This is a genomic window from Streptococcus sp. HMSC074B11 (genome assembly GCF_001808705.1).
GTDB lineage: Bacteria > Bacillota > Bacilli > Lactobacillales > Streptococcaceae > Streptococcus.
The window spans coordinates 71,280-83,348 of record NZ_KV794309.1 but is presented as its reverse complement, the minus strand read 5'-3'; the positions used below and the strand labels follow the sequence as shown (position 1 = coordinate 83,348).

The 12,069-nt window shown below is 40.5% G+C and carries 13 protein-coding genes and 2 tRNA genes; all 15 read right to left on the bottom strand.

Annotated features, from left to right (window positions below):
* Nucleotides 1–48 precede the first annotated feature (48 nt).
* Nucleotides 49–1,461 carry a Fe-S cluster assembly protein SufB gene (gene sufB / locus HMPREF2619_RS09800; RefSeq protein WP_000797046.1) on the bottom strand — a complete coding sequence of 471 codons (1,413 nt, stop codon included), beginning with the start codon at nucleotides 1,459–1,461 and terminating at the stop codon, nucleotides 49–51.
* Between the two features lie 56 nt (nucleotides 1,462–1,517).
* Nucleotides 1,518–1,958: a Fe-S cluster assembly sulfur transfer protein SufU gene (sufU, locus tag HMPREF2619_RS09795; RefSeq protein WP_004261446.1), complete on the bottom strand. Its 441-nt coding sequence runs from the start codon at nucleotides 1,956–1,958 to the stop codon at nucleotides 1,518–1,520.
* Nucleotides 1,945–3,171, bottom strand: coding sequence for a cysteine desulfurase (locus tag HMPREF2619_RS09790; protein WP_070460992.1), 1,227 nt, complete (start codon nucleotides 3,169–3,171; stop codon nucleotides 1,945–1,947). Before HMPREF2619_RS09790 ends, sufU begins: the two co-directional genes overlap by 14 nt.
* A 10-nt stretch (nucleotides 3,172–3,181) precedes the next feature.
* Nucleotides 3,182–4,444, bottom strand: coding sequence for a Fe-S cluster assembly protein SufD (gene sufD / locus HMPREF2619_RS09785; RefSeq protein ID WP_070460990.1), 1,263 nt, complete (start codon nucleotides 4,442–4,444; stop codon nucleotides 3,182–3,184).
* Between the two features lie 27 nt (nucleotides 4,445–4,471).
* Entirely contained in the window at nucleotides 4,472–5,242 is a 771-nt protein-coding gene (sufC, locus tag HMPREF2619_RS09780) for a Fe-S cluster assembly ATPase SufC (protein WP_049503774.1), read from the bottom strand.
* 152 nt (nucleotides 5,243–5,394) lie between these two features.
* Nucleotides 5,395–5,589 (bottom strand): DUF3272 family protein, encoded by a 195-nt coding sequence (locus tag HMPREF2619_RS09775; RefSeq protein WP_001081607.1) that lies wholly within the window; start codon nucleotides 5,587–5,589, stop codon nucleotides 5,395–5,397.
* Nucleotides 5,590–5,611: 22 nt separating this feature from the next.
* Nucleotides 5,612–7,276, bottom strand: a complete 1,665-nt coding sequence (gene dnaX, locus HMPREF2619_RS09770; RefSeq protein WP_070460988.1) for a DNA polymerase III subunit gamma/tau — start codon at nucleotides 7,274–7,276, stop codon at nucleotides 5,612–5,614.
* Nucleotides 7,276–7,773, bottom strand: a complete 498-nt coding sequence (locus tag HMPREF2619_RS09765; protein ID WP_070460986.1) for a GAF domain-containing protein — start codon at nucleotides 7,771–7,773, stop codon at nucleotides 7,276–7,278. The genes dnaX and HMPREF2619_RS09765 overlap by 1 nt, the downstream gene beginning before the upstream one ends.
* An 85-nt stretch (nucleotides 7,774–7,858) precedes the next feature.
* Entirely contained in the window at nucleotides 7,859–9,061 is a 1,203-nt protein-coding gene (gene rpsA / locus HMPREF2619_RS09760; RefSeq protein WP_001001618.1) for a 30S ribosomal protein S1, read from the bottom strand.
* Nucleotides 9,062–9,222: 161 nt separating this feature from the next.
* A tRNA-Gln gene (locus HMPREF2619_RS09755) sits at nucleotides 9,223–9,294 on the bottom strand.
* A 9-nt stretch (nucleotides 9,295–9,303) separates the two neighbouring features.
* Nucleotides 9,304–9,384, bottom strand: a tRNA-Tyr gene (locus HMPREF2619_RS09750).
* 49 nt (nucleotides 9,385–9,433) lie between these two features.
* Entirely contained in the window at nucleotides 9,434–9,664 is a 231-nt protein-coding gene (locus HMPREF2619_RS09745; RefSeq protein WP_000037109.1) for a DUF2969 domain-containing protein, read from the bottom strand.
* A 134-nt stretch (nucleotides 9,665–9,798) separates the two neighbouring features.
* A complete protein-coding gene (gene pcp / locus HMPREF2619_RS09740) occupies nucleotides 9,799–10,443 on the bottom strand; it encodes a pyroglutamyl-peptidase I (RefSeq protein WP_070460984.1) in 645 nt (214 codons plus the stop codon).
* Between the two features lie 13 nt (nucleotides 10,444–10,456).
* A complete protein-coding gene (locus HMPREF2619_RS09735) occupies nucleotides 10,457–11,380 on the bottom strand; it encodes a DUF979 domain-containing protein (protein ID WP_070460982.1) in 924 nt (307 codons plus the stop codon).
* On the bottom strand, nucleotides 11,377–12,066 hold the full coding sequence (locus HMPREF2619_RS09730) for a DUF969 domain-containing protein (protein WP_049503896.1): 690 nt from the start codon (nucleotides 12,064–12,066) through the stop codon (nucleotides 11,377–11,379). The genes HMPREF2619_RS09735 and HMPREF2619_RS09730 overlap by 4 nt, the downstream gene beginning before the upstream one ends.
* Nucleotides 12,067–12,069: the final 3 nt, after the last annotated feature.

Genomic DNA, 12,069 nt, shown 5'->3' with positions numbered 1-12,069 from the left:
TTGAGAGGCTAGGACTTTTGTCCCAGCCTCAGTTTCTGTTCATAAAGTTTATCCGACTGATCCTTCCATTTCGTAGCTAATCAAGCGGTTGAGCTCAACTGCGTATTCCATTGGAAGTTCTTTAGTGAAGGGTTCGACAAATCCCATGACAATCATCTCTGTTGCCTCAGATTCTGACAATCCACGGCTCATGAGATAATAGAGTTGTTCTTCAGAAATCTTAGAAACCTTGGCTTCGTGTTCCAAAGCAACTTGCGAGTTATGGATTTCATTAAATGGAATGGTATCTGACGCTGACAAGTCATCCATGATAATGGTATCACACTCGATGTGAGAGACAGATTTCTTAGAGTTTTTATTAAAGGTTACTTGTCCACGGTAGTCTACCTTACCACCGCCTTTAGCGATAGATTTAGATACGATAGACGAGCTTGTATGTGGAGCATTGTGGATCATCTTAGCACCAGTATCTTGGTGTTGCCCTGCATTAGCAAAGGCAATCGAAAGCATGGTACCACGTGCTCCTTCTCCATCTAGGTATACAGATGGATATTTCATAGTCGTTTTGGCACCCAAGTTCCCATCAATCCACTCAACAGTCGCATCTTTCAAGGCTTTTGCACGTTTTGTTACCAAGTTATAGACGTTATCAGACCAGTTTTGGATGGTCGTATAGCGCATATAAGCTCCGTCCAAAGCAAAGATTTCTACAATGGCCGCATGCAAGCTGTTGCTTGAATAAGTTGGCGCTGTACATCCTTCTACGTAGTGGACACTTGCTCCCTCATCAACGATGATCAAGGTACGTTCAAACTGACCTGTATTTTCGTTGTTGATACGGAAGTAAGTTTGAAGTGGAATATCTACCTTGACACCTTTTGGTACATAGATAAAGGTTCCACCTGACCACACTGCTGAATTGAGGGCAGCTAACTTGTTATCTGTCGGCGGTACCAATTTCGCAAAGTATTGTTTAAATAAGTCTGGGTATTCCTTGAGGGCAGAATCCGTATCTGTAAAGATGATACCTAACTTCTCAAATTCTTCCTTCATGTTGTGGTAAACCACTTCTGACTCATACTGGGCAGAAGCTCCAGCTAGATAGGCACGCTCAGCTTCTGGAATCCCAATACGTTCAAAGGTTTCTTTAATCTTTTCAGGTACATCATCCCAAGAACGTGCTGGTTTGTCAGATGGTTTTTGGTAGTAGATCAAGTCATCAAAATCAATCTCTGACAAGTCTGCTCCCCAAGTTTGCATAGGCATTTTTTTGAAGGTTTCATAAGACTTCAAACGGAATTCTAACATCCACTCTGGTTCTCCCTTAGCAGCTGATAGTTCACGAATGACATCTTCGTTCAATCCTTTTCCTGTCGATAGGACAGGCTCTACATCATCATGGAAACCAAATTTATATTCACCAAGGTCAATTGGTTTTGGTTCTACTCTTTCTTCAGCCATAATATCCTTTCTTTCATTCTTCATTTCTACTGATTCATAAGACAAATAAACTTGCCTTACTTGTTTTCTTGATTTTCAATTGTTTTCTTCAGGGCATTCCAGGCTAGGGTTGCACACTTGATTCGTTGAGGGAATTTGGCAACACCTGACAAGAAAGCTGCATCGCCAAGACTATCTTGTCTGTCATCTTTTTGCCCTTGAACCATTTCAGAAAAAATAGTCGCAAGTTCTAAGATTTCTTGTTTGGTTTTTCCTAAAACTGCGTCCGTCATCATGCTTGCAGAGGCAGTTGAGATAGTACAACCTGAGTTTAGAAAAGCGATATCCTCCAAGCGGTCATCTGCATCAAACTTGACGGAGAGATTGATCACATCCCCACAGGTCGGATTGTTGAGACTGATTTGTTCAGCGTCTTCTAACTTCCCTTGATGATGCGGATTTTTCGAATGGTCTGCTACCACTGCCATATAAAGGCTATCTAGTTTAGAAAGTGCCATTGAAAAACTCCTTTGTCTTTTGTAAGGCATCGACCAGCTTGTCGCAATCTGCCTTGGTATTGTAGATATAAAAACTAGCGCGAGCTGTTGCTGGAACGTCCAAATATTGGAGCAAGGGTTGAGCACAATGGTGACCAGCACGAACAGCCACTCCTTCATAATCCAGAGCTGTCGCAAGGTCGTGAGGATGAAGATCCCCTAGATTAAAGGCAATAACACCTGAACGCTGAGCCAAATCTTGCGAACCGTAAATGGTCAAACCTTCAATTTCCTGCAATTTTGGAAAGACATATGCAATAAGTTCTTGTTCATGAGATTCAATGGCATCCATACCAATGTTTTCGAGATAATCCACGGCAGCTGCAAGTCCAATAGCTCCTGCCATATTAGGAGTTCCAGCCTCGAATTTCCAAGGAAATTCCTTCCAGCTAGCAGATTGCTCATAGACGAAATCAATCATTTCGCCACCAAATTCTACTGGTGACATTTGCTCCAGATGCTTTTCTTTGCCATAAAGAACACCGATACCAGTTGGACCAGCCATCTTGTGACCTGAAAAGGCAAAGAAGTCCACATCCAAATCCTGTACATCAATCTTCATATGAGGTGTAGACTGAGCGCCATCCACCACCATGATGGCTCCAACTTCGTGAGCCATTTGTGTGATTTCTTTGATAGGATTAACCACTCCAAGAACGTTTGATGCGTGAGCTAGTGAAACAAATTTAACTTTGTCAGTCAATATAGAACGCAAGTCATCCATATCCAGAGCTCCATCTTTGAGATAGACATAAACAAGCTCTGCCCCAGTCTTTCGGCAAGCTTCCTGCCATGGAATAATATTGGAATGGTGTTCCATGACAGAAATCAAAACTTGATCTCCCTCAGTTAAAATTTCTTCAGCAAAACGCGCCACCCAGTTGAGACTAGTCGTAGTTCCTCTAGTGAGGAGTACTTCCTTTGTCGAACCTGCGTTGATGAACTTGCGAATGGTTTCGCGAGCAGCTTCATAAGATGCTGTCGCCCTTTCAGCCAAGGTATGAACCCCACGGTGAACATTGGCATTGTCCTGCTCATAGTAATGATTAATCGCTTCAAGAACAGCTAGTGGTTTTTGTGTCGTCGCAGCATTATCCAAATAAACCAGAGGTTCGTCATTGACAATCTGGTCTAAAATCGGAAAATCCTTGCGAATTGCTTCTACATCTAACATAGGCTTCCCCTTAGCGTTTTGACAATTTTTCTTCAATTGTCGCAATCATTTCATCACGAACTTCCTTGACTGGAATCTCAACGATTACTGATCCAAGGAAACCACGAACAACCAAACGTTCTGCAGTTACCTTATCCAATCCACGACTCATGAGGTAATACATGTCTTCTGGATCAACTTGTCCGATAGACGCTGCGTGTCCTGCAGTGACATCATTTTCATCAATCAAAAGAATTGGGTTGGCGTCTGAACGAGCCTGATCTGAAAGCATGAGAACACGACTTTCTTGTTGGGCATCTGCTCCCTTAGCACCCTTGATGATGTGGCCAATACCATTGAAAGTCAAAGTTGCTTTTTCAAGGATAACCCCATGTTGAAGGATATTACCGATAGAGTTGCAACCATAGTTAGTCACTCGAGTATCAATCCCCTGTACCTGACGGCCACTTGAAAGAGCTACAACCTTGAGATCTGCATGGCTACCATTTCCAATCAAGTCGCTATCAAAGTCCGCAACGACGTTCCCTTCGTTCATAACACCGATGGCCCAGTCAATACTTGCATCGTTGCCTAATTTACCACGACGGCTAATGTAGGCAGTGACGTTTTCACCTAGACGGTCAATCGCCGCAAACTTTACTTGTGCGCCAGAACGAGCGATGACTTCTACTGTGATATTAGCAGTCGCCTTAGCACTACCCTCACCGCGTGATTCTAAACGTTCGAGGTAGCTGATTTTAGAGTTTTTACCTGCAATGATCAGAATATGCTTGTTAAATGGCACATCGCTATCGCTGTCTTGGTAGAAAATTCCTTCGATTGGTTCAGCAATTTCCACGTTATCAGGAATGCAGAGAACAGCACCACTATTGAAGTAAGCTGTGTGGTAGGCCGCCAACTTATCATCGTCATACTTAACAGATGACATGAAGAATTCTTCGATCAGCTCTGGAATTTCTTCTAAAGCTGAATGAAAGTCTGTGAAGACAACACCCTGTTCAGCCAACTCAACTGGAATTTGCTCAAAAACTGTTTGAGTTCCAACCTGCACCAATTTCAAGTGATTATCTAAAGCAGTGAAATCAGGAACATTTGCTGAGGGTTCGCTTTCTGTGATAGTTCCGTCACCAAGATTCCAACGGTGAAATTTTACACGCTCAATGACTGGCAATTCCAAACTCTCAATCTTATCAAAAGCTTTTTGACGGAGGTCTGACAACCAGCTTGGTTCAGCGTGCATTTCTGAAAAAAGTTTAATAGTTTCTTTAGTCATTTACTTCTCCTAAAAGATACGAGGGAATTACAATTCTTCCTTGTAGTCGTAGCCAAGTTCTTCAGCTAATTTTGCGTATCCTTCACGTTCCAAACGTGCCGCCAATTCTGGACCACCAGAAAGAACAACACGACCTTCCATCATAACGTGTACCACGTCTGGTGTGATATAGTTCAAAAGACGTTGGTAGTGAGTAATAATCATAGCACCAAAGCCTTCACCACGCATAGCATTGACACCTTTAGAAACAACTTTAAGAGCGTCAATATCAAGACCAGAGTCAATCTCATCCAAAAGAGCAAATGTTGGCTCCAACATCAAAAGTTGAAGAATCTCATTGCGTTTTTTCTCACCACCAGAGAAACCTTCGTTGAGGTAACGCTCTGCCATTTCTTCTTTCATGTTAAGCAATTCCATTTTTTCGTCTAGCTTAGTAATGAACTCGCGAACTGAAATTTTTTCGTCATCTTCTTTACCAGCATTTATAGCTGCACGAAGGAATTCTGCATTGGTAATTCCTGGAATTTCTGATGGGTATTGCATAGCCAGGAAAAGCCCCATACGCGCACGCTCATCCACTTCCAATTCAAGGATGTTTACGCCGTCAAATAGAACCTCACCCTTGGTTACTTCATAGTTAGGATTTCCCATGATAGCGGCAGAAAGAGTTGATTTCCCAGTTCCATTTGGCCCCATGATAGCGGCGATTTCGCCTGTTTTCAGGGTCAGGTTAACCCCTTTTAAAATTTCTTTTCCTTCAATTTCAACGTGAAGATCTTTGATCTCTAATACTGACATGATAATTCCTTTCTTTTCAATCCGTTTTATCATTTTCGCTAGAAAATTGTCCTTAGTTTTCTAGTAAAAAACGATAAAATATCAATAAATATACTTTAATAGTATAACAAAAAAAAGCCTAAAAGGCTTTAATTTTGTCTAGAAGCTGAGGGTTACTTCTTTCCACGAAAATGGTCATCTATAGCGTTGACAATTTTACCCATAATATAGCTGACTCTAAAATTTCTTAGGATTAAAATAGCCCAAAGCAAGGCCACGATATACCGTTGCTCCATGATGGATTCATTAAAGAAATAAGTCTCGGCAGCAGTAAATAAGGCCATAATTATAAATTGTTGTCTGTTCATCGTATTATTTCACAAAATCCTTTTAATCTTCTGCAATGGTCACTTTATCCGCTAGGAATTCAAATCCCTGAGGAAGGACAGATTCTTCAACTTCTTCCTTAACCGGTTGACCTTGAGACGATTTAGCCTTCGCTGAGAAATCAGCTCTGACTTCTTTCCACTCTTCCATGGAAATAGCAAGAATCTCTGGTGAAAATCCCGCTGCTTGACTGAGTATATTACCAAACATGGTGTTGAGATTATCACGTTTCATGGTCTGACCAGCATTGAAGTTAGACTCAAATGCAAGAATGGCATGATGTTCATTAGCCGCAACAGGTTGAGAACCAACTAAAAGTGCCTTATCAGGACCTGACAAGCTTTCAATAACTTCTCCCCAAGCATTTTGAAGACGTATTAGATTTTGACGGGCTAAATCAGGATTTTCAATAGCTTCTTGAAGAATAGACTGAACCTTATTGCGATCTACGCGATAAACTGACTTGCTGTTAACTGGACGACTCGGTGTTGGTGTAGTCTGCTTAGGACTCATGTTAACATTTGCCAGAGCCTGTTTCAATCGCGCAACTTCTTCTCTAAGTGAGGCTAATTCTCCACTTGTATCATCTGATAATGTTGGTTTTGAATCTATCTCTGCCAAACGAATGGTCATCATTTCAGCATAAATCTTAGGCTGTAAGCTAGCCTTGATATCAGCTAAACTACTAGTTGCAATTCCGATCATCTCAAACAAAATAGCCTGTGAAAGTCCTAGGTTATCCTTGAAGAGATCACTATGGTGAGTATTCTCCCCACCAGTTTGGACAATCAAAATATCCCTTAGATACTGCAACAAATCCGTTACAAATCGTGTCATGCTTTTTCCGTTATCAAAAATCAAATTAAGATTTTCCAAAGCACGAGTCACATCTTTTTGTGCCAAGGCAGCCACATAATTATCCAAAGCACTTAGACTAATAGTCCCAGTAATTTCCTCAGAAACAGCTGTTGTTAATCTAGCATCTTGAGTCAAGCTCAATGCTTGGTCTAAAATGGACAAAGCATCCCGCATACCACCTTCGGCCCTACGAGCGATAATCTCAACAGCTTCAGTTTCATAAGCAATCCCTTCCTTCTCTAAAATATGGAAGATATGATCTCGAATATCCTGAGTTCTAATAGATTTAAACTCAAAGCGTTGAACACGAGACAAAATGGTTGCAGGAATCTTATGAAGCTCTGTCGTTGCTAAGATAAAAACAACATTAGGAGTGGGTTCTTCAAGAGTTTTCAAAAGGGCATTGAAGGCTCCAGTTGAAAGCATATGAACCTCATCAATGATATAGACCTTATACTGAGCTATACTTGGAGCATAGGTTGATTTATCACGGATATCACGAATTTCATCCACTCCATTGTTAGAGGCCGCGTCCATTTCGATAACGTCTTCCAAGCTACCGTCTGTTACAGCTTGACAGATATAACAGTTATTGCAAGGTTCTCCTCCCTCTTGATTAGGGCAGTTCATAGCCTTGGCAAAAATTTTGGCTACACTGGTTTTTCCAGTTCCACGAGGCCCTGAAAATAGATAGGCATGGCTAATCTTTTCCTGCTCTACGGCTTGTTTCAGAGTTTTTGCAACAATTTCCTGGCCTACTAACTGTGAAAATGTTTGACTTCTATATTTTCGATAAAGGGCCTGATACATTACGCTTTCTCCTCAAACATTGAAAAATTCCATTCGGTTTTCTCTAACAAAATAGAAACAAACTCTTCTAGATATTTCAGATCCAAATCATCATAATCATCAACAAGAGATGAATCTAAATCTAGAACGCCCAGAAGACGTCCCTCTTTAACCATCGGCACAACAATTTCACTACGAGCACTACTATCACAAGAAATATAGTTTGGATAGGTTTTAACATCACCAACAATCACTGTTTGACGACTAGCTGCAGACTCTCCACAAACACCTTTTCCAAGAGCGATTCGTACACATGAAACTCCACCTTGAAAGGGTCCCAAAATCAGTTCATTCCCATCAAATAGATAGAAACCTGCAAAAACAGTATTGGGAAAACTTGTTTTTAGCAGAGCACTGGCATTTGATAGATTAGCCAACACATTGGGCTCTCCTTCTAAAAGATAAGAGAGCTGTTCATTTATTGTTTGATAAAGTGATTCTTTTTCTGAATATAACATAAAACCATTATATCAAAAAATGCTAGTAGAAAAAAGAAAAATCCCTTGTTTTAAAAACAAAGGATTTTATTCAAATTCGAATGGATTAAAGTTCGATGTCTCCGAACAAGTCAGCCATTGAGAATCCTGTTTGAGTTTCAGGAAGTTCAAAATCACGTTTTTCTTGACGTTTTGGACGACGTGGACGTGGAGCGCGTTTTTCTTCTTTTTGTCCTTCTTCTTGAGCTGGACGTTCTTCAAGAGCTTTGATAGAAAGAGATACACGTTCTGCATCAGCGTTAACTTCAAGAACTTTAACAGTAACTTCTTGACCAACTTTAAGAGCTTCTTTTGGATTTTCAATACGTTTGTGTGAAATTTGTGATACGTGAACAAGTCCATCGATACCTGGCAATACTTCAACAAATGCACCGAAGTCAGTCAAACGTTTAACTGTACCTTCTACAACATCACCTTTAGCCAATTTTTGCTCAACGCCATCCCATGGTCCAGGTGTTGTAGCTTTAAGTGAAAGTGATACACGTCCTTCTTCTTCGTTAAGATCAAGGATTTTCACTTCAACTTCTTCACCAACAGTTACAACTGATTTTGGTGAAACGTTACGTTCGTGTGACAATTCAGTCAAGTGAACCAATCCGTCAACACCACCAAGGTCGATGAAAGCACCGAAGCTTGTGATACGTGCAACTTTACCAGTTACAACATCACCAACAGCCAATTTACCGAATACTTCAGCACGAGCTGCTGCAGTCGCTGCTTCTACAACTTCACGACGTGAAAGGATGAAGCGGTTTTCTTTAGGATCAACTTCTTTGATTTTAGCATCAAACTCTTGACCTACAAAACGCTCAGTGTTACGTACAAAACGAGTATCCAACATTGAAGCTGGGATAAATCCACGTACACCTTCAAATTCTACTGAAAGTCCACCCTTAACAGCGCGAGTTCCTTTAACTGTAACAACTTCTTCTTCACGTCCTACAAGTTTGTCCCATGCTTTGCGAGCTTCAAGGCGTTTTTTAGATACAAGGTATGTTACTGTATCAGTATCTTTACCAACTACTTGACGAAGTACAAGAACATCCAATACTTCACCTACTTTTACAAAGTCATTGATATCTGCATCGCGATCGTTTGTCAATTCGCGAAGAGTCAAGACACCTTCAACACCAGTTCCAGAGATTGCAACATTAGCTTGAGTAGCATCAACTGTCAATACTTCAGCACTAACAACATCACCTGGCTCAACTTGGCTAACGCTATTTAGCAAATCTTCAAATTCGTTCATCTAAAAAATCCTCCAACAATCAAGTTTTTCTTAAACTTGACATACTTATAATTTTTTCCCAAGCACCCGCAAAGACATGTTATATCGTTCACGTCCTTCAATTATAAAAATAAAATACCCTAAGATATTTTTCTTTTTATCTTGAATTTATTACCTAAGAACTGGGGTAGCTGGATTCGAACCAACGCATGAGGGAGTCAAAGTCCCTTGCCTTACCGCTTGGCTATACCCCAAAAGTGAAATGGAGAGAGAGGGATTCGAACCCCCGAACCCGAAGGAGCGGATTTACAGTCCGCCGCGTTTAGCCTCTTCGCTATCTCTCCAATGTTCAACAAAAACTATTATATCATGAAAATTTACAAAAAACAAGCTTTATTTTGCTAAATTATAGTTTTCAATCAAAATTTCCACAGCTTTTTCAAGTTTTTTATAAAAACTATCGACATTTCCATTCTTTATAATCGCAAATTGATTGTCTAATTCGGCAATTTCACCGATAATCTTTTTCCCAATGGTTAATGTGTAGCCTTCAAACTTTTCCTGACCAACTAAAACAGTTGCGTCTGTTAATTGAATTTCAATTTTTTTATCTTTTTTACTCATACCATACCTCTTTTCACTCTTCCTATTGTACAAGAAATTTAAAAAACTGGCAAGAAAAAACTCTTTATAAGGGCAGCCTTGATAAAGAGTTTTTGTGAGAGAATCTAATTTTTTAATCTAGGGAAGACTCATTGTTAGTGAGTTGTCCCACCCACTAATTTTATGTCCTTATCTTTATAATCTACGATAGCACCAATCGCAGCTTCGATACCTCTGACGATATCAGTTAAATTCATAGATGCTGTATTAGGTTTATTGATCACCTGTTCTGTCATATAGGGAATATGCATAAAGCCTGCTCTCATATGTGGAAATTTTTTATCCGCTAAATAGAGAGCCTGATACATCAAATGATTGCAAACAAAGGTTCCTGCTGTATTGGACACTGTAGCTGGTAACCCTTCCTCTTTAATCGCTTGAACCATTGCTTTGATCGGTAGAGTGCTGAAATAAGCTGCTTGACCGTCTAGGCGAATAGGAGTATCAATCGGCTGATTCCCTTGGTTATCAGGAATTCTAGCATCATCTTGGTTGATGGCAACTCGCTCAGGAGTTAGACTAGCTCTTCCTCCTGCCTGTCCGATGCAAAGCACAGCATCTGGATGGTATCGATTTATTTCTGCTTCTAAAACCTCTGCTGATTGATAAAAGACCGTTGGGATTGCTACCCAATGAACCTCTGCGTCATGAATCTCTGACGGTAATGATTTAACAGCTTCCAAGGCTGGATTGACCTTTTCACCACCGAAAGGATCAAAACCTGTTACTAATATTTTCATTTTATTTCCTTTGCTAAAATGCCAAAAAGTACATCAAAAATACATGGATGATAATCATGACAATAGCTACTCCTACCTGCGCTTTGATAACCCCATTTGGATCTTTCATATCCAGGAGAGCTGCCGGTAAAGCATTAAAGTTAGCCGCCATTGGAGTCAATAAGGTTCCACAGCACCCTGCCGTCATTGCTAGAGCTGCAGCCACGATTGGATCAGCTCCCAAGGCAAATACAAAGGGAACACCAATTCCAGCAGTAATAACCGTGAAGGTAGCAAATGCGTTCCCCATTATCATGGAGAATAGAACCATCCCAAGGACATAAGCCACTACACCCATAAAACGACTACCCGAAGGAACTAGACCGCTGATTAAATGCGAAATCAAGTCTCCAACACCTGCAACGGTAAAAATTGCTCCCAAAGCCCCTAAAAGTTGAGGCACAATCCCACTAGTTGAGACTTGCTGAACCATGCGATTATTTTCTGCTAACAAGCTTTTAGGAGAACTCTTAGTAACCAATAAAAGAGAGATGGTTGCAAAAAATGCTGCAAGGCTGATAGCAATCTTACTAAACTCAGGGATCATTTTTGCTAATACCAAAGCAATCAAAGCCATTAACATGACCGGAATAAAAATTTTATTCTTTAGTCGTTTAGCTTCAATGTTTGCCTTGACTTCATCCAGAGACGGTAAGGTTCCGATACGAACCTGTTTAAAGAGAGTTAGTAGTGCTAATAGCACTACGATAACTCCAATACAGATAGAAGGTAGATAAGAACCACCGATAAAACTGATGCCCAATAAAGCCCAAAAACCAGCTGTTCCAAAGCGAACTGGGTTTGTTTTATCTTTATAGCTACAATAAGCCGTATGAAGGAATTGACAACCAATCACAATATAGGTTAACTCTAATAACTGTCTTGCTAGATTGCTCATTCTTCTTTTCCTTTACTAAGCTTTTTCACTAGCAGTTTTCTATCAAACAGGTAATTGTAAATTCCTACCACAAGTAGGGCCACTCCTGCAACAATAAGCGAAGCCGAAGCGATTCCTGCATAATTACTTTCATAACCCAATTGGTCCAGAGTGCCCCCCACCAAGAGGACACCACCTGCACCAACGAAAGTGTTCTGAGCAAAGAAATTTGCAAAATTATCATTTGCTGCTGCACGCGCTTTTAGCGCTTCGCTCTCCTGCTCCGTTAATTTTCTACCTAATTGAGACTCTGCTGCTGCTTGTCCCATGGGTTGAACCAAAGGCCTTACAAACTGCGGATGTCCTCCTAGACGGATAGCAAAGAAGCTATCGAGTTCCCGAAAAAAGAAATACACTGTATAAAAACTTCCTACGGTCAGACCTTTAATCTTTTGAATCAAGTCAATCGAACGTTGCTTGAGGCCAAAAGTTTCAGATAAACCTACCAGTGGCAAGGTTACCATAAAAATCGTAAGAACTCGTTGATTACTAAATTCTTTTCCCAAAATTTCCAAGAATTCAACAAGAGAAACTCCAGAAACTAGAGCTGTAACTAAACTAGCTAAGACTACCGTTGCGATTGTATCTAACTTATAGATAAAACCAACCACAATGATAAGTATCCCTATTAGTTTAATCCATTCCATATA

Coding starts and splice junctions, on each gene's coding strand:
- sufB (WP_000797046.1), bottom strand. CDS start 1,461: ATGGCTGAAGAAAGAGTAGAACCAAAACCAATTGACCTTGGTGAATAT.
- sufU (WP_004261446.1), bottom strand. CDS start 1,958: ATGGCACTTTCTAAACTAGATAGCCTTTATATGGCAGTGGTAGCAGAC.
- HMPREF2619_RS09790 (WP_070460992.1), bottom strand. CDS start 3,171: ATGTTAGATGTAGAAGCAATTCGCAAGGATTTTCCGATTTTAGACCAG.
- sufD (WP_070460990.1), bottom strand. CDS start 4,444: ATGACTAAAGAAACTATTAAACTTTTTTCAGAAATGCACGCTGAACCA.
- sufC (WP_049503774.1), bottom strand. CDS start 5,242: ATGTCAGTATTAGAGATCAAAGATCTTCACGTTGAAATTGAAGGAAAA.
- HMPREF2619_RS09775 (WP_001081607.1), bottom strand. CDS start 5,589: ATGAACAGACAACAATTTATAATTATGGCCTTATTTACTGCTGCCGAG.
- dnaX (WP_070460988.1), bottom strand. CDS start 7,276: ATGTATCAGGCCCTTTATCGAAAATATAGAAGTCAAACATTTTCACAG.
- HMPREF2619_RS09765 (WP_070460986.1), bottom strand. CDS start 7,773: ATGTTATATTCAGAAAAAGAATCACTTTATCAAACAATAAATGAACAG.
- rpsA (WP_001001618.1), bottom strand. CDS start 9,061: ATGAACGAATTTGAAGATTTGCTAAATAGCGTTAGCCAAGTTGAGCCA.
- HMPREF2619_RS09745 (WP_000037109.1), bottom strand. CDS start 9,664: ATGAGTAAAAAAGATAAAAAAATTGAAATTCAATTAACAGACGCAACT.
- pcp (WP_070460984.1), bottom strand. CDS start 10,443: ATGAAAATATTAGTAACAGGTTTTGATCCTTTCGGTGGTGAAAAGGTC.
- HMPREF2619_RS09735 (WP_070460982.1), bottom strand. CDS start 11,380: ATGAGCAATCTAGCAAGACAGTTATTAGAGTTAACCTATATTGTGATT.
- HMPREF2619_RS09730 (WP_049503896.1), bottom strand. CDS start 12,066: ATGGAATGGATTAAACTAATAGGGATACTTATCATTGTGGTTGGTTTT.